Annotated in this window: 16 protein-coding genes; 3 read left to right on the forward strand and 13 right to left on the reverse strand. The window is 66.2% G+C overall.

Annotated features, from left to right (window positions below; translation table 11 throughout):
- Positions 1-21: 21 nt before the first annotated feature.
- From NUW51_RS04055 to NUW51_RS04080, 6 genes are all read right to left on the reverse strand, one after another.
- Positions 22-873, reverse strand: coding sequence for a CheR family methyltransferase (locus NUW51_RS04055; RefSeq protein WP_265563013.1), 852 nt, complete (start codon positions 871-873; stop codon positions 22-24).
- A complete protein-coding gene (gene cheB / locus NUW51_RS04060) occupies positions 873-1,913 on the reverse strand; it encodes a chemotaxis-specific protein-glutamate methyltransferase CheB (protein WP_265587921.1) in 1,041 nt (346 codons plus the stop codon). Before cheB ends, NUW51_RS04055 begins: the two co-directional genes overlap by 1 nt.
- Positions 1,914-1,996: 83 nt before the next feature.
- Positions 1,997-2,365 carry a response regulator gene (locus tag NUW51_RS04065; protein WP_265563015.1) on the reverse strand — a complete coding sequence of 123 codons (369 nt, stop codon included), beginning with the start codon at positions 2,363-2,365 and terminating at the stop codon, positions 1,997-1,999.
- Between the two features lie 62 nt (positions 2,366-2,427).
- Entirely contained in the window at positions 2,428-2,874 is a 447-nt protein-coding gene (locus NUW51_RS04070) for a chemotaxis protein CheW (RefSeq protein WP_265563018.1), read from the reverse strand.
- Positions 2,875-2,876: 2 nt separating this feature from the next.
- Positions 2,877-5,255: a chemotaxis protein CheA gene (locus NUW51_RS04075; protein ID WP_265563020.1), complete on the reverse strand. Its 2,379-nt coding sequence runs from the start codon at positions 5,253-5,255 to the stop codon at positions 2,877-2,879.
- A gap of 111 nt (positions 5,256-5,366) precedes the next feature.
- Positions 5,367-5,999 carry a histidine phosphotransferase family protein gene (locus NUW51_RS04080; protein ID WP_265563022.1) on the reverse strand — a complete coding sequence of 211 codons (633 nt, stop codon included), beginning with the start codon at positions 5,997-5,999 and terminating at the stop codon, positions 5,367-5,369.
- A 99-nt stretch (positions 6,000-6,098) separates the two neighbouring features.
- Between NUW51_RS04080 and NUW51_RS04085 the strand changes: the two genes are divergently transcribed.
- Both NUW51_RS04085 and rpoH read left to right on the forward strand, forming a co-directional pair.
- The gene (locus NUW51_RS04085) at positions 6,099-7,031 is read left to right on the forward strand and encodes an RluA family pseudouridine synthase (RefSeq protein WP_265563024.1); all 933 of its coding nucleotides are present in this window, start codon (positions 6,099-6,101) and stop codon (positions 7,029-7,031) included.
- An 87-nt stretch (positions 7,032-7,118) separates the two neighbouring features.
- Positions 7,119-8,033, forward strand: a complete 915-nt coding sequence (gene rpoH, locus NUW51_RS04090) for an RNA polymerase sigma factor RpoH (RefSeq protein ID WP_265563026.1) — start codon at positions 7,119-7,121, stop codon at positions 8,031-8,033.
- Between the two features lie 7 nt (positions 8,034-8,040).
- On the opposite strand, the gene NUW51_RS04095 is transcribed toward rpoH, so the two are convergent.
- The 3 genes from NUW51_RS04095 to NUW51_RS04105 are packed head-to-tail and all read right to left on the reverse strand — an operon-like array spanning position 8,041 to position 10,818.
- Positions 8,041-8,832 (reverse strand): TIGR01459 family HAD-type hydrolase, encoded by a 792-nt coding sequence (locus NUW51_RS04095; protein ID WP_265563028.1) that lies wholly within the window; start codon positions 8,830-8,832, stop codon positions 8,041-8,043.
- Positions 8,829-10,145, reverse strand: a complete 1,317-nt coding sequence (locus NUW51_RS04100; protein ID WP_265563030.1) for a dicarboxylate/amino acid:cation symporter — start codon at positions 10,143-10,145, stop codon at positions 8,829-8,831. The genes NUW51_RS04095 and NUW51_RS04100 overlap by 4 nt, the downstream gene beginning before the upstream one ends.
- A 49-nt stretch (positions 10,146-10,194) precedes the next feature.
- Positions 10,195-10,818, reverse strand: a complete 624-nt coding sequence (locus tag NUW51_RS04105) for a glutathione S-transferase family protein (RefSeq protein ID WP_265563032.1) — start codon at positions 10,816-10,818, stop codon at positions 10,195-10,197.
- A 53-nt stretch (positions 10,819-10,871) separates the two neighbouring features.
- On the opposite strand from NUW51_RS04105, the gene NUW51_RS04110 reads away from it, so the two are divergent.
- Positions 10,872-12,161 (forward strand): multidrug effflux MFS transporter, encoded by a 1,290-nt coding sequence (locus tag NUW51_RS04110; RefSeq protein WP_265563034.1) that lies wholly within the window; start codon positions 10,872-10,874, stop codon positions 12,159-12,161.
- Positions 12,162-12,419: 258 nt separating this feature from the next.
- Here the strand turns inward: NUW51_RS04110 and recA are convergent, their stop codons facing one another.
- From recA to NUW51_RS04130, 4 genes are all read right to left on the reverse strand, one after another.
- On the reverse strand, positions 12,420-13,493 hold the full coding sequence (recA, locus tag NUW51_RS04115) for a recombinase RecA (RefSeq protein WP_322597098.1): 1,074 nt from the start codon (positions 13,491-13,493) through the stop codon (positions 12,420-12,422).
- A gap of 101 nt (positions 13,494-13,594) precedes the next feature.
- The gene (locus tag NUW51_RS04120) at positions 13,595-14,335 is read right to left on the reverse strand and encodes an alpha/beta hydrolase (RefSeq protein ID WP_265563036.1); all 741 of its coding nucleotides are present in this window, start codon (positions 14,333-14,335) and stop codon (positions 13,595-13,597) included.
- A gap of 67 nt (positions 14,336-14,402) precedes the next feature.
- On the reverse strand, positions 14,403-14,759 hold the full coding sequence (locus tag NUW51_RS04125; RefSeq protein WP_265563038.1) for a response regulator: 357 nt from the start codon (positions 14,757-14,759) through the stop codon (positions 14,403-14,405).
- 47 nt (positions 14,760-14,806) lie between these two features.
- Positions 14,807-17,197 carry a hybrid sensor histidine kinase/response regulator gene (locus NUW51_RS04130; protein WP_265563039.1) on the reverse strand — a complete coding sequence of 797 codons (2,391 nt, stop codon included), beginning with the start codon at positions 17,195-17,197 and terminating at the stop codon, positions 14,807-14,809.
- Position 17,198: the final 1 nt, after the last annotated feature.

Genomic DNA, 17,198 nt, shown 5'->3' on the forward strand with positions numbered 1-17,198 from the left:
GCGTCATTTGCCGGGGCGGCGTCAAGTCCCGGTGGCGCGTCGATCCGCGTTTTCGCCGCCGGTCAGGCGGTAGATCCCGCGCATGTCGCGGTCGGCTGCGAACCGCTCGGTCTGGCCGATCACCGTCTCGCCCGCGCCCAGCAGCAGCCCGCCATCGGGCTTGACCGCCTCGGCCATCCGATCGAAGGCCATGCGGCGCTTGTTATTATCGAAATAGAGCAGGACGTTGCGGCACAGAACGAGGTCGAACTTGCCGGGGCGCGGCGGCGCGTCGAACAGACTGCGCGCCTCGAAGCGGACCTTCGAGCGGATCTGGTCGACGACCCGCCACTGGTCGCCCTTTTCCTCGAACCAGCGGATGGTCTGCTGGATACCGAGCCCGCGCTGCACCTCGAAATGGGTGAAGGTCCCCTCGCGCGCGCGGTCGATGACAGCGCGGCTGACGTCGGTGCCGACGATCTCGATGTCCCAGCCCGCCCAGGCGAGCGGGTCCTCGGCGATCATCATCGCGATCGAATAGGCTTCCTGCCCGGTCGAACAGCCCGCCGACCAGATCGACAGCTTGCGTTCCGATGCGCGCGCGGTCCGGATCGAGGGCAGCAGCTCCTTGTGAAGCATGTCGAAGGGCGCGCGGTCGCGGAAGAAATAGGTTTCGTTGTTGAGCAGCGCCTCGACCACTTCCTCGGACAGGCGCGCATCCTTGTTCATCACCAGCTCGGCGATGAGTTCGTCGATGCTCTCGATCTTGCGGGCCCGCAGCACCGAGGACAGCGCCGTCTCGATGCGCCAGCGGCGGCTCATGGTGAGCTGCTGACCGGTCCGCGCTTCGAGGAGGCCGGCGAGAATACGGCTCGAACTGTCACTAATCGCCATCAGCCATGGCCTCCCACGCGTTTGGCGACGTGACGCGCCAGCTCGCCCGGCGTGCCGAGACGGCAGGCGAGGCCATGTTCGAAGATCGAGCGGGGCATGCCCCATACGGCGCTGGAGGCTTCGTCCTGCGCAAAGATCGCCGAGCCGCAAGCGACGAGCTTCTGCCCGCCGATGGTGCCGTCCCGTCCCATGCCCGTGAGGACGACCCCGCAGGCGCGCTCGCCGCAGGCCTCGGCGGCGGAGGCGAACATCGGGTCGACCGAAGGCATGCAGCCGGTCGGCTGCTTGTCCTTGTTGATCGAGGCCATCAGCCCCTGCTTGGTGGCGCGCACTTCGAGATGCCCGTCGCCGGGCGCGATATAAATGCGGTCGGCGAGCAGCGGATGCCCCTGTTCGGCGACATGGCAGGGCCGGTTGGCAAAGCGGGTTAGCTGGCGCGCGAAAACGGGCATGAAGGCGCCGGGCAAATGTTGGGTGACGCAGATGGGCACGCCGATCTTGGGCGGCAACGCTTCGAAGAAGGCGGCCAGCGCGTGAATGCCGCCGGTGGAGGCGCCGATCAGCAGGACGTCGATCTCGCCGCCTCGGTCGCTGCGCAACCCCGCCTCGACCACCGGGGGCGGCGGGGCGAAGGTGCGTGCCAGATGCTTGGGAACCGCGCCCGACTTGGCGAGCGCGCGCAATTTGCCGAGCAGCACCTCGGTGAACGTACCGCCGAAGCGGCCGGTCCCTGGTTTGGGGAGCGTGTCGGAAGCGCCCATGGCGAGCGCGCGGACCGTCGCCTCGGCGCCTTCCTCGGCGAGAGAGGAACAGACCAGGACCTGCGCGCCGCGCGAAGTCTCGAGGATCTCGGGCAGCTTTTCCAGACCGCCTGCCCCCGGCATTTCGAGATCGAGGAGGACGATGTCGCAATCCACGGTCTTCAATTGTTCGATCGCATCCTCGGCGGTCGCGGCATCGGCGACCACCTTGAACTGCGGATCGGTCTCGATCATCCGCGACAGGACGGCGCGCGCGACGGTGCTGTCATCGACGACCATCAGGCGCACGGTCCTCGGCGCCCCGGGCGCCGGCCGCTGAATGTTCGAGGCGAGCGACCCGGCCATATGCTGGCGGGGCGCTCTTAGGCGACGCCGACGAGTTGCAGTTTGACGTGCAGGGTCTCGCGGTCGAAGGGCTTCATCACATATTCGTCGGCACCGGCCTCCAATGCGGCGCGGATGTGCGCCATGTCGTTCTCGGTGGTGCAGAAGACGACCTTGGGCTGATTGGCATGGCCGCCCTGGCGCAGGAGCTTGAGGAATTCCATGCCGCTCATCACGGGCATGTTCCAGTCGAGCAGCACGACGTCGGGCATCGCGTTGTTCTGGCAGAAGTCCAGCGCTTCCTTGCCGTCGCCGGCTTCCTCGACCTTGAATTCAAGCGTTTCGAGGATGTGACGCGCAACCTTGCGGATCACCTTGGAGTCATCGACGATCAAACAGGTCTTCATGTCGGTGGGCCTTCATTGTCTCGGTTCGGTACAAACCATAAGGGGTAAAAGGTAACAGCGGGTTAAGCAGCCGCACGTTCGTTCGATTGCGGTCCGGCGATCAGCTTGGCGATATCGACGAGCAGGATCGGCCCCTCGTCGGTCTCGACCATGCCGGCGGCGACCCGCTCCCAGCCATCGCCCATGGCGGCGCGGACCGCATTGGGTTCGCCGCGCGCCTCGATGACGTCCTCGACGGTATCGACGCTCAGTGCATAATGGTGGCCGTCCACTTCGACCACGGCGGCCTCGTGGATCTCGCCGGGGGTGAAGTCGGTCTTGCCCAGATCGAGCGCGAGCTTGCAGTCGACCACGGTGAGCACGCGGCTGCGCAGCGCCGACAGGCCGGCGAGATGCTTGGGCGCGCGCGGCACGGGCGACAGCGTATCCAGCTCGATCACCGATTCGACCATCGCGGCGTCGAACGCCACCCGGCTGCCGCCGATGCTGACGATGAGGAGAAGGTCCATGGCTATTGTCCTCCGGCCACCGCGCGCAGGGCCATGAGCAGGCCCGCACGGTCGTAACGATAGATGCTGTCGTCATCGCCCTCGGGCGACTTGCGCAGCTTGAGCAATTTGGCGGTTTCGCTGTCGGCGAAGGCCTCGAGATCGTCGACCGAGCGGATGACGAGCGCGGCATCGCGCGCCGCATCGCTGTCGGCATCGACGACGCGATAGCCCGACGCCTCGACGATCGGGCGCAGCATATTGCGCATCCACGGGTCGCTCGCCGGGAGCGCGCAGATGAGCCCGTCGGCCCGGTCGGCATTTTCGTTCGCATGGCGCGCGAAGAGCCAGTGCGCGTCGACCAGTTCGGCGGGTTCCTCGCCCACCAGGCTGATGCCGGTGACCGCGCCCTGCCCTTCGGCCGGGATGACGTCGTGGTCGAGCGCCTTGATGTCGATGACCTGGTCGAAGGCATAGCCGATCTCGGTCTCGCCGTCCGACAGGCGGAACAGGCGAACAGTCTCGCGGCCCTGAAGGTCGGCGAGATCATCGAAGCCGGTGGCCGGCAGGATGTCTTCGCCCAGCTGGACACGGAGAAGGCCGCCGGCCTGCGTGAACTTGGCCACGGGCACGTCCTCGATACGATCGACGGTGCCGAGGCGGACGACGCGGCGCTGGCCGCCGAGGCCGCGGAACAGGAGCAGCTCGACGAGATCGTCGTTGGCGGCGGTCTTTTCCTCGGCCACGCGAGCAGCGCGTTCCTGCTTCTCGAGCTTGACCCCGCCGACGGCAGCGAGACCCGCCGTGTCGAACAGGAGGATGGGGCTGCCATCGTCGGCCAGCGTGGTGCCGGCATAAAGGCCGGTCGCCATCACCGCGGGCGCGGCGGGCTTGACCACCAGCTCTTCATGATCGTGGATCTTGTCGACCGCGAGCGCATAGACGTCGCCGCCGGCCGGGCGCAGCACGACCAGCGTGCGATCCTCGTCCGCGACATCGCTGTCGAGACCGAGGATGTCGGCCAGCGCGACCTCGGGGACACGGCGGCCGCGAATGGTGGCGACCCCTGCCCCGCCGATCTTCTCGAGCGTGACGCTAGAGCCGTTGGCGCGCACGATTTCCTCGATCGCCGAGCGCGGGATGGCGAAGCTCTGAGCGCCGATCGAGACGGTGAGCGCGGGAATGATGGTGAGGGTGAGCGGCACGCGCAGGGTCATGCGGGTGCCTTCGCCGGCAGTGCTGTCGACCTCGACGATGCCGCCGATACGCTCGACGTTCGAGCGCACCACGTCCATGCCGACGCCGCGGCCCGAGACCGAGGTGACGGCCTTGGCGGTCGACAGGCCGGCCTCGAAGATAAGCGCGAGCTTTTCGGCATGGCTCATCTCGGCGGCCGTCGCCTTGTCGACGAGGCCGTTGGCGATGGCCTTGGCGACGATTTTCTCGGCGTCGACGCCCTTGCCGTCATCGGCGATGTCGATGAGGATCTGGTTGCCCGACTGGCGCGCCGAGACCGACAGCATGCCGATCTCGCGCTTGCCCGACTGGAGGCGTTCGGCGGGGGCTTCGATGCCATGGTCGATGGCGTTGCGGATGATGTGCGTCAGCGGATCGCGGATCATCTCGATCATCTCGCGATCCAATTCGACGTCGCCGCCGTCGATGTCGACCATCACCTGCTTGCCCAATTCGTTGGACAAATCGCGCACCATGCGTGGCAGCGCGACGAAGAGGTTCTCGATGCGCTGCATGCGAGTGCGGGTGATGCTGTCGCGCATTTCCGCGATGATGCCCGACAGGCGCTCGAAGGCCCCCTGGACAGCGACATCCTCGGGCGCCTCGCGCAGGCGGCGGGCGAGTTCGTTGCGCGCCAGCACCATGTCGGACACGCCGCTCATCACGCGATCGAGCAGTTCGACCGACAGGCGAATGGTGCGCGGCGCGGCGTTGGGACTTGCGCCAATGGTGGTGGTGGTCTTCGCGGCATCGTCGGCCTCGGCAACGGGTTCGCTCGCCACCTCGACGACCGCGCCGGCTTCGGCCGACAGTGCGGCGATGAGCGCGCTGTCGTCACCCTCGGGCAGCGGTTCGCCGCGGTCGATGATCTCGATCATTTCGCCGATGCGGTCGATGATGCGCAGCACCGCCGACACGAGGTCGGCGTCCGCCTGGCGACGCCCGGCCCGCACGTCGGCGAGCGCATCCTCGGCCGCATGGCTCAGGCTCTCGAGGCGCGGGAAATCGAAGAAGCCGCAATTGCCCTTCACCGTGTGGACGAAGCGGAAGATGCTATCGAGCCGCGCGCGGTCGTGCGGCTCGGCTTCCCAAGCCACGATCTCGCCACCCAGCGATTCGAGCATTTCGCGGCTTTCCGCGACAAAATCGGCAATCAGATCATCCATCGGCGCATCAGCCTCACAAGATTTGCTTCTCTCTTGTGAAAGCTCATGGCTCATGAAGGGTTAAAGCGTCGTTAGCGACACATGCTCATTGCCACGTTTACCGTTAAACGGTCAGCCGTGCAGCGTCGCACCGATCATCGCGACGGTCTCCGCCGGCGAGGAAAATTGCACCGCCCCGCCCTGCGATGCCGCCAGCTGGCGCGCGAGCAAGGCGCCCGCCGCGCGCGGTTCGGCGTCATGCGCCCCCGCGCCCTCGAGCGTGGCGCGAATGTTGGGGTCGATGATGAGCCGCGGGCCTTCGGCGCGGATGACCAATTCGATCTCGTCGCCGCGCCGCTCGGCGCCGACGTCGAGTTTGCCGCCACGGACCAGCGCGTCACCGGCGATCATCGCGAGGTTGAGCAGCAGCTTCACCGCATCCTTGGGTAGCCGCGGTTCCTCGACCATCCACCCCAGTTCGATGCGCTTTTCGGCGCCGAACAGCCCGGCGAGCGCGGCCTTGGCCTCGCCGGTGTCGATCTCGCTGCCGAACCCGCCGGCAGCGCCGAAAGCAAGGCGAAAGAATTTCAGCTTGTTGGCGGTCGCCGCCGCGCTTTCGCCGATCAATTCGATCACGCGTTCGCGCATTTCGGCGTCATGTTCGTCGGCGAGCAGCTCGACACCATTGTTGAGCGCCCCCACCGGGCTCATCAGGTCGTGGCACAGGCGGCTGCACAGCAGCGCGGCGAATTCGGTCTCGTTCATGGGCCAAGGCATGACGGGCCAAGCGCCGCCATGCAACCCCCGTCGCATCGCTATTGAACCCGTCGCGGCGGCTCCCATATCGGGCTCATGGGTGGGGGAATGCCTATCGCGCTCGAGGCGCAACATGCCGGCTGGCGGCTCGACCGGGCGGTCACCGCGCTTGCCGGCGGCCTGTCGCGCGAACGCGTAAAGAAGCTCATCAGCCAGGGCGCGCTCGAAGGCGATGGCGGCGCGGTGCGCGATCCCGCCATCAAGGTGAAGGGCACCGAGCGCTTCACCCTCACCGTGCCCGAACCGACGCCCCATCATGCGGTGCCGCAGGACATTCCGCTGGTGGTCGTCCACGAGGACGATCATCTGCTCGTCGTCGACAAGCCCGCCGGCCTCGTCGTCCACCCGGCGGCGGGCAATCTCGACGGCACGCTGGTCAATGCGCTGCTGCATCATTGCAAGGGCCGCCTGTCGGGCATCAACGGCGTAGCGCGACCCGGCATCGTCCACCGTATCGACAAGGACACCTCGGGCCTGCTCGTGATCGCCAAGACCGACGTCGCGCATGAAGGGCTCGCCAAGCAATTCGCCGCGCACAGCATCGACCGGCGCTATATCGCCATTGCCTCGGGCCTCATCATGGCCGGCGAAGGCAGCGTCGATGCCCCCCTCGCCCGTTCCAACGCCAATCGCAAGAAGATGGCGGTGGTGGCCGAGGGGCGCGGCAAGCGCGCTGTAACCCATTGGACCAAGCTTTCGAACCTTAAGGGTGCGACGCAGGTCGAATGCCGATTGGAGACGGGACGCACCCACCAGGTGCGCGTCCACATGGCGCATCTGGGTCATCCGCTCGTGGGCGATCCCTTTTACGGTCGCACGCGAAAGGAGCATCGCGAGCTGTTGAAAAGACTGGAGTTTTCGAGACAGGCGCTCCACGCCGCCGAATTGGGGTTCATCCATCCGGCATCGGGCGAGCATCTGTCGTTTCAAAGTGACCTTCCACCCGACATGAGGGAACTGGTGGCGGCACTTCACGTATAGGATAGGGACGGCTATACAGGTCGGCCCCCTGAAATGGGGCGTCGCGCAAACCCCGACGGTGACGGCGCGACGGCAAAAGGAGCAAGAATGGCCAAGAGTGCGGCACTATCGATCCCCTCGACTGGCGGTGAGGACGGCCTCAACCGCTATCTGTCGGAGATCAAGAAATTCCCCATCCTCACGCCCGAGGACGAGTTCATGCTCGCGGTGCGTTGGAAGGAACAGGGCGATACCGAGGCGGCCGCGCAGCTGGTCAACTCGCACCTCAGGCTCGTCGCCAAGATCGCGATGGGCTATCGCGGCTACGGTCTGCCTGTCTCCGAGCTCATCTCCGAGGGCAATATCGGCCTCATGCAGGGAGTGAAGAAGTTCGATCCCGACCGGGGTTTCCGCGTCGCCACCTATGCGATGTGGTGGATCCGCGCCTCGATCCAGGAATTCATCCTGCGCTCGTGGAGCCTCGTGAAGATGGGGACCACCGCGGCACAGAAGAAGCTGTTCTTCAACCTGCGCCGGATGAAGAATCAGATCGAGGCTTTCGACGAGGGTGATCTTCATCCCGACGATGTCGCCAAGATCGCGACCGAACTCGGCGTGTCCGAAGACGACGTCATCTCGATGAACCGCCGCATGGCACGCGGGGGCGACAGCTCGCTCAATGCGCCGATGCGCGCCGGGGACGAAGATGGCGAATCGCAGTGGATGGACCTGCTCCATTCCGAAGAGCCGCTCCAGGACGAGATCGTCGCCGACGAGGAAGAGCGTCAGGTGCGCCACGAATTGCTGATGGCCGCGATGGACGCCCTCAATGACCGCGAGAAGCACATCCTCACCGAGCGCCGCCTGTCGGAAAATCCGAAGACGCTCGAGGATCTCAGCCAGGTCTATGGCGTCAGCCGCGAGCGCATCCGCCAGATCGAGGTCCGCGCCTTCGAGAAATTGCAGGCCGCGCTCGTCAAGATGGCCGAGGAACAGCGCTATCTGATCGACGACGCCGCCTGAGGCTAGTCTAGAGACCCGATACCGTCATGAAGGGGCGCCAGTTCTCGAACTCGGCGCCCCATTCATAGGCCGCATGGCCGACACCGGCGGTGACCAGCACTCCCGCCATTCCCATGCGACAGGCACCCCACATGTCGGTCGCCGGATTATCGCCCACCATCACGCAATCCGCCGGATCGGGATCGCCCGCGAGGCGCAGCGCATGCTCGTAGATCGGCCGGTGGGGCTTGCCGTAGAATTGCACGCGGCCACCCCGCGCCGCGACCTCGTCGGCGAGCGCGCCCGCGCAGACGACCTCTTCGCCGCGGTGGATAACGATGCGGTCAGGGTTGAGGCAATGGACGAGCAGGTCCTGCTCGACCCAGGCGCCGATCTCTTCCTCATATTCTGCAACGGACGCGCGAACTTCGTCCAGCCCGGTGAGCGCGATTTCCTCCACGGCCTCGCCGCGAATGGCGATGTCGACACCATGGGCGGTGAGATCGTCATAATCATAGCGGCTGCCCGCGAACCCGACCTTGCGCGGCGGATGGGTCAGTGCCTCGATCCCCGCCTGCCCGGAGGAGGTGAGATGGTCCCAACTCGCACGCGGCAGGCCCATGGCGACAAGGTCGGCCTCGACGCGATCTGCCGGGCGCGGCGCGTTGGTGACGATGACGATGGTCCGCCCCTCGCCTTTCCAGCGCTCGAAGCGCCGGGCGACGCCCGGAAACAGCCGCGCGCCGTCGTGGATCACCCCCCAGACATCGCACAGGATAGTGCGATAGCGCGCCGGAAGCGCGCCCAGATCATCGCTCATGCGCTGGTCTGGAGGTCGGACAATTCATTGTCCTCGTCATGCCCCTTGGACACCACGGTCGCGGCGGCAAGATCGCCGGTCACGTTCAAGGTCGTGCGGCACATGTCGAGCAGGCGGTCGACGCCGAGCACGATGCCGATGCCCTCGGGCGGCACGCCGACCATCGCGAGGATGAGCGCGACCACGGGCAGCGAGCCTGCGGGGACGCCCGCCGTGCCGATGCCGCCGAGGATACACATGAGCAGCACGACGACCTGCTGGCCGAGCGTCAGGTCGACGCCGAAGAATTGCGCGAGGAAGAGCACGGTGATGCCCTCGAAGATCGCGGTGCCGTTCTGGTTGGCGGTCGCACCGATGGTCAGGACGAAGCGCGCGGGCGCGCGCGGGAGCTTCAAATTCTCATCGGCGACCTTGAGGGCATAGGGCAGCGTGGCATTGGAGCTGGCAGTCGAGAAGGCGATCAGCATCGCTTCCTTGACGTTGCGGAAGAACCAGATCGGGCTGACCCCGCCCCACACCTTGAGCACGATGGGATAGACGATGAACATGTGGATCGAGAGCGCGAGCAGCACGACCAGCACATAGGCGCCGAGGCGGATCAGGATGTCCCACCCGAAGGCGCTGGCGAGGTTGAACATGAAGCAGGCGATGGCGATGGGCGCGAGGCGGATCACCCACATGATGAGCTTCATGGTGACGTGGAACACGCCCTCGATGCCGGCCTGAAGGATGTTGGCCTGCTTACTGTCGGTGAACAGGAGGCCGATGCCGAAGAAGAGCGCGAAGAACATCACCGCGAGAATGTCGTTTGCGCTCATCGCGGCGAAGACGTTGGAGGGGATGATCGCGAGCAGCGCGTCGAGCCCGCTCGGCGTCTCGGCATTGCGGCTGATGATCGCGCCCGCATTGTCGCGCGCATCGTTCAAGAGCGCCTCGGCGATCTCGCGGTCGACGCCTGCGCCCGGCTGGAAGATGTTGGCGATGGCGAGCGCGAGCAACACCGCGACGCCCGAGACGATGACGGTGAAGGCGAGCGTGCGCAGGCCGGTGCGCTTCAAGCTGCGCGCATCGCCCATTTCGGCGATGCCGACGACGAGCGCCGAAAAGAGCAGCGGGATGACCAGCATGAACAGGAGTCTGAGGAATATCTGGCCGACGAAACCGGTGACGTCGCTCACGGTCTCGACCCAACCCGCGTCCTGCGCGGTCAGATAGACGGTCAGCCCGGCGCCGAGGCCGAGCAGGAAGCCGATGAGCATCTGCCAGTGAAGGGCGAGCCGCCCGGTCTTCAAGGTCGCGTCCATCGCGTGCATCCCCCGTTATTCTGTTCGCGCCTAGCTAGAGCGGCTGGTCCGGCGCGGGTCAACCGGCATAGGCATATTCGCCGCCGCGGGCGAGCGCGCGTTCATAGGCCGGGCGGGCGTGGCAGGCCTCGAGCCAGCGCTGGATGTTGGGATAGCGCCCCCCCAGCCCCGCTCGTGCCTGCGCGGCTTCGAGCGGGAAGCTCATCATCATGTCGGCGGCAGTGAGGTCGGGCCCTGCGAACCAGTCGCGCTGTTCGAGCTCCTTGTCGAGGAAGGCGAAATGCTCGGCGAGCATGCCCATGACCGGCTTCTTGGCGGGTTTGCCGAGCAGGCCGAGGCGGTTGACGATGAGCATGCCGAACAAGGGCGGCATGAGCGAGCCTTCGGCATAATGCATGTAGAAGTGATAATGGCGGGCCAGCACCGGATCGGCGGGCGCGCCGAAGCGACCGTGACGCCCAACCAGATGCTCTATGATCGCGCCCGTTTCGGCGAGCACGACGCCCCCGTCCTCGATCAGCGGTGACTTGCCGAGGGGATGCACGGCCTTGAGGCTGTCGGGCGCACGCATGGTCTTCGGATGGCGCTCGTAGCGCTTCACTTCATAGTCGAGACCCAGTTCCTCGAGAAGCCAAAGGAGGCGCTGCGAACGGCTGTTTTCGAGATGGTGGACGATGATCATGGGTCGCGCTCCGGTTCGTTTCATTTGCGAACCGTGTTGCATGTTCGCGGGCGATGCGCCAGCACCGCTTGATGGACGCCCCCGCCTCTCCTTCCCCGATCGACACCGGAAAGGCGCTGCGCCGGCGCACGACCGAAATCGTCGCGCTGCTGGCGGGGATGATGGCGATGAATGCGCTGGCGCTCGACACCATGCTGCCCGCGTTGCCCGCGATCGGCGCCGACCATGGCATTTCGGACGCCAATCGCACCCAGCTCGTGATCGTGGCCTATATGTTTGGCTTCGGGGCGAGCCAGATGCTGTGGGGACCGCTGGCCGACCGTTACGGACGGCGCCCGATCCTGTTGGCGGGCGTGTCGCTCTACATCTTGTTCGGGATCCTCGCGGCGGCTGCGGGCGACTTCACGCTGCTCATCGCCGCGCGTTTCCTGATGGGGGCGTGCGGGGCGGTGAGCCGCGTCCTCGTCCTCGCCATCGTCCGCGACCTCTACGAGGGCGAGGAGATGGCGCGCATCATGAGCCTAACGCAGATGACCTTCATGGTCGTCCCCGTCATCGCGCCCAGCCTCGGGCAGGCGATGCTCGGCATCGGGCCGTGGCGGCTGATCTTCTACGGACTGGCGGGCTATGGCGTCATCCTGTTCGCATGGAGCGCGTGGCGACTGCCCGAGACGCTCCATTCCGAATATCGGCGCGAGATCCGCCTCGATACCATGATCGAGGGCGCGCGGCTCGCCGCCACCGACCGCCTGTCGATCGGCTATACAGCCGCGCTTACCGCCGTGTTCACCACGCTGGTCGCCTATCTCGCCACCGTGCAGCAAATCGTCGGCGGCATATTCAACGCGACCGACCGCCTCGGCATGGTCTTCGCCATGATCGCCGCGCCAATGGCGCTGGCGAGCTTCACCAACAGCCGGATCGTGCGGCGTTTCGGGCTGAGACGGGTAGGCCATGCGGGGCTCCTCGTCTTTGTCGGCGCAGGCCTGTTTCACCTCGCCTGGCACGTCATCGTCGGCTCGAGCCTTGCCAGTTTCACCGTTCTGATGGCGGTGGTGCTGGTCGCCTTTGCTTTCACGACGAGCAATTTCGGCACGCTCGCCATGACCAACATGGCGCCGATCGCGGGGATGGCGAGTTCGGTCCAGGGCACATCGAGCACCATCGGTGCCGCGCTCCTGGGCTTCGGCATCGGCCAGGCGTTCGACGGCACGCTCACGCCCTTCCTTCTTGGCATCGCGCTGTCGGGCGCGGCCGCGATGGCCATCACGCTCCTCACCGAGCGCGGGCGGCTGTTCCAGCGGCGCTATTGCGACGCCCCCCCGGTGCCTGCCGACCGCTAGGGCTGTCCTTCCACTTCTCGAGAGGCGCGCCTTTGGCGCCAGCCCGTTCGACCGCGAAGGTTGCCGGGCCGACCAGGACGGCGGTGGCGGTCGCCCAAAGTTGCATCGAAGCCACCCCTTCCGTCCGTGCGGAAAAGCTGACCCGAACAGGCCCATAGGAACTTGACGATATCGGGCGGCGCTCATCGCCACGAAAAAGGGCCCGGCGCCTGGCGCCGAGCCCTCCCGGGATGGTCCGTGGGACCGAGGTGCGATGGATCAATCGGCGTCGGGCTCGGGCCCGGTCATCATCGCTTCCTCGACCGCGTCCTTCTTCTGGCCGCGAATGGCGGCCTCGATCTGATCGGCGATCTCGGGGTTTTCCTTGAGGAAGGTCTTGGCGTTCTCGCGGCCCTGCCCGATGCGCGTCGAGTCATAGCTGAACCAGCTGCCCGACTTGTCGACGAGCCCGGCCTTCACGCCGAGGTCGAGGATCTCGCCCATCTTGGACACGCCTTCGCCGTACATAATGTCGAATTCGACCTGCTTGAAGGGCGGTGCGACCTTGTTCTTGACCACCTTCACGCGGGTCGCGTTGCCGACGATATCGTCGCGATCCTTGATCTGGCCGGTGCGGCGAATGTCGAGACGGACCGAGGCGTAGAATTTGAGCGCATTGCCGCCGGTCGTGGTCTCGGGATTGCCGTACATCACCCCGATCTTCATACGCACCTGGTTGATGAAGATGACGGTGGTCTTCGACCGGTTGATCGAGCCGGTGAGCTTGCGCAGCGCCTGGCTCATCAGGCGGGCCTGGAGGCCGACGTGGCTGTCGCCCATCTCGCCCTCGATCTCGGCCCTCGGCACCAGCGCAGCGACCGAATCGACCACCAGCACGTCGATGGCGTTGGAGCGCACCAGCGTATCGGTGATCTCGAGCGCCTGCTCGCCCGTATCGGGCTGCGAGACGATCAGCTCGTCGATGTCGACGCCCAGCTTCTTGGCATAGACGGGGTCGAGCGCATGTTCGGCGTCGACGAAGGCAGCCGTGCCGCCCATCTTCTGCGCCTCGGCGATGGCGTGGAGCGCGAGCGTGGTCTTGCCCGAGCTTTCCGGGCCGTAGATCTCGATGATGCGGCCGCGCGGCAGGCCGCCGACGCCCAGCGCGATGTCGAGCCCGAGGCTGCCGGTCGAGATGGTCTCGATCTCGATCTTCTCGCGGCTGCCCAGCTTCATGGCCGAACCCTTGCCGAATGCGCGGTCGATTTGTGCGAGCGCAGCGTCGAGCGCCTTCTGGCGATCTCCGTCCATCTTGTCGTCCTTCGATTTCACCACTTTCAACTGCGCTGCCATCATCCATCCCCTTTCGTCAACATCGGGTCCGTTTCGACCCTGTGATGATCCGTGCGTACGGCATTTGTTCTCAAAGAACAAGGGGAGAACAGAAAAAGAATTCAGCGCGAAAGAATGGCAGCCCTCGCCTGCGCCATGGACAAGGCGAAGTCGGCATGGCCGTAGAGATCGTTATGCCCCGCGCCCACGATCTTGTGATCGTAGACAAGCTGCTGCGCGGCCTGCCGCAGCCCTTCGGTACGCGCAGCCGAGATGATCTCGTCGCGCTCGGCCTCGATGATGGCGGCCGGCACCTTCTGGCTCGCGAGCGTCTCGGCGGCCGCGATCTCGTTGCGAAACAACGCCTCGACGGGGAGCATGGCGATCGCCTCGCCCGCGACCTTCCTGAGCGAATCGAACGGCGTGACCAAAATCAGCCCCTCGACGTCGCGCTCGGCGGCGAGATGGACCGCGATGCCCGTGCCGATACTCATGCCGACGACGAGTACCCGCGATGCGCCGCTGGCCTCCACCGCCGCATCATGGACGATCGGGGCATCGGCGATGAGGGCTGCCGCCGACGGGCTCCCCTCCGATTGCCGGTAACCGCGATAGTGAAAGCTCGCGACATGCGCGTCGGGATAGAGGGCATGGAGCATGGCCGCGGCATCCATGCTGTTCCAGCCATTGCCGGGAAGGCCGAGGACGAGGAGGTCGCTCGCCCCCCTCGCAGGCGGAATATGCACCCCGAAAAGCCGGTCGCCACTGGCCGCGCGCGTCTCGATGGAGCGCGCAGCGGGCGGCATCGGGCCTTCCGCGCCGACCGCATGGGCGGGAAAGAGCAATTGCTCCTCGAGCAGCATCAGGAGGGCGACCAGCGCGGCGAGGAAGATGACAAAGGCTGCGGCAAGGCCACGCAGCGTCTCGTGCCTAGCCCGCGAGCGTGGCGGCGATCACCGGCTCGACGCGATCGATGGTGAAGGGCTTGGCGAGCGTCGGGGTGGCCTCGAAATCGGCGGGCGGCGCGGTGACATGCCCCCCGGTCGCCAGCGCGAAGGGAATGCCACGCGCACGCAGCGCCTCGGCCACCGGCCACACCGGTTCGCCGCCGAGATTCACATCGAGGATGGCCATGTCGAAGCCCCCCTTCTCGACCGCTTCCAGCGCCTCGGCCACGCTCTCGCACGAGCCCGCGCAACCATGGCCGAGCGATTCGAGAAAATCCTCGAGCATCATGGCGATAAGGGGCTCATCCTCGACGATGAGGATAGTACGCGGATCCGTCATAAGGAAATCGTTATCGCGGCTGGACCCGAACGCCAAGTCAAAAGCGATCAGTCCTTCTTGGCAAGGACGCCGCGTACTGCTTCGGCGAGTTCCTGCACGCTGAAGGGCTTGGGGAGGAAATCGACATTGTCGATGTCGATCGAATTTCTCAATTGCTCCTCGGCATAGCCCGACATGAAGAGGATCGGCAGGCCGGGCCGCTCCTTGCGCGCCTCGCGACCCATGGTCGGCCCGTCCATCATCGGCATGACGACGTCCGACACGAGCAGCGCGATCTCTTCCTCGGTCGTCTCGAGGATCTCAAGCGCTTCCTCGCCATTGGTGGCGGTCAGGACGCTGTAGCCGTGCCGGGTGAGCGCACGCTCGGCCACCGTGCGCACCATCGGTTCGTCCTCGACCAGCAGAATGGTACCCTGCCCCCAAAGCTCCTCTTCCTTCTCTTCCTTGGTCTTGGCGTTGGCGCGCACGCGGTCTTCCTCGGCGACCTCGTGGACGGGCAGGTAGATGACGAAGCTGGTGCCCTCGCCAACCTTGGAATCGGCGAAGATATAGCCGCCCGACTGCTTGACGATGCCGTAGACGGTCGACAGGCCAAGGCCGGTGCCCTTGCCGACTTCCTTGGTGGTAAAGAAGGGCTCGAAGATCTTGCCGAGCACGGCGGGCGGAATGCCCGAGCCCGTGTCCGAGATACTGAAGGCCGAATAATCCGCCACGGGGAGGATCTCGCTGCCGAGGTCCGCGACCTGGTCGGCGCGCACCTTGTAGGTCTGGATGGTGAGGACGCCGCCGCCCTTCTCCATCATCGCGTCGCGCGCATTGACCGCGAGATTGACGATGACCTGTTCGAGCTGTCCCGGGTCGGCGCGCACGAGGCCGACGTCGCGGCCGTGCTTGACCTTCAATTCGACCGTCTCGCCGAGCAGGCGCTTCAGGAGGTGGCTGACCTCGGCGACCACGTCGGCAACCTGCAGGACCTGCGGACGCAGCGTCTGCTGGCGCGAAAAGGCGAGCAATTGGCGCGTGAGGCCCGCGGCACGGTTCGAATTCGACTTGATCTGCTGGATGTCGCCATAATCGCTGTCGCCCGGCGTGTGGCGCATCAGCATGAGGTCGCAGTGCCCGATGATGGCGGTGAGGATGTTGTTGAAGTCGTGCGCCACGCCGCCCGCGAGCTGGCCCACTGCCTGCATCTTGGTTGCCTGCGCGATTTGGCGCTTCAACTTGGCCTCTTCGCTATTGTCCTTGAGGAGGAGCAGCACGGCGGCATCGCCGATGCCGCGCAGCCCGGCGACGGTGAGCGCGACAGGCTCCTTGGGATTCTTGGTCAGGCGCACCGCGATGTCGCCCGACATGGCGGGGCCGCGCGCATGGCGGCGCACCGTGTCGGCGACGATGCCCTTGTCTTCCTTGACGACGAGGTCGCCCGGATAGGAGACGCGCTCCTCGCCGATGCCGCCGGCCTGGCGGAAGGCGGCGTTCATGGTGAGAAAGCGCCCGTCGCGATCGACCAGCGCCAGCCCCAGCGGCAGCAGTTCGATCAGCGCCTGGATATTGTCGCTCGCCGCCGCCCCGCCACTCTCGCTCGCCTCGAACAGGAGGAGCGTGCCCGCGCCGCCTTCGATGCTGGGATCGAGCGGGACATGGACACCGCGTAGCGCACGGCCCCCCTCGCCTTCATGGACGAGGTGGAGACAGCCGTCGTCGCGCTGCTCGAGCAATTCGCCGAGGCTCGGGCTGCGCGGCGGCTTTTCGGGCAGCGCGCGCTGGGCAAAGGGGCGATTGGCGGCAACGAGGCGACCGCGATCGTCGATCAGCGCGGCCAGCACGCCGGCGGCGGCAAGCCGGTCGCCGGTCTCGCCCGCCACGCGCTGGGCGCTGATCGCGAGCCGGTCGGGATGGTCGGCAGGCGGAAAGCGCCAGAGCAGCAGCGGTTCACGGCCCGAGCCGACACGCATGATCTCGCTGTCGACCTGCTGGTTCGCGACGGCGAGCTTGTCGCGGGCGCGGCCGTCGCGCAACGCGGCGGCCCGCAGCCCCTCATGCGCTGGCGCGATGCTGGCGCCGAGCGGTTGGTTCTTGTCGGAAAATCGCTTGTCGAAGGCTGGATTGGCGAGCAGCAGCCGGCCCTCGACGTCGGTCACCGCGGCGGCGTCGGTCGAGAGTTTGAGCGCCGCGGCAGCGAGCGCGAATTCCTCGGTCGGCGCGCGCGACTCCACCTGTTCGGCGCGGACATTGTCCTGATTGCGCGAGACGAGCAGCGACAGGGCGCCGAACAGGAAGGCACCGAAGAGGAAGGCCCCCGCGACCCATCCCATGTCGCCGCCCTCGCCCACGAGCAAGGCCGCCGACACCAACGCTGCACCGGCCAGCAGCGGCCCGAGCCATTTCTGGCCCGGTTCGCGCGGCTCTACGGCCAATGCAGCGTGGCGATCGAGCATC

The sequence above is a fragment of the Sphingomicrobium arenosum genome (genome assembly GCF_026157085.1).
Lineage (GTDB): Bacteria > Pseudomonadota > Alphaproteobacteria > Sphingomonadales > Sphingomonadaceae > Sphingomicrobium > Sphingomicrobium arenosum.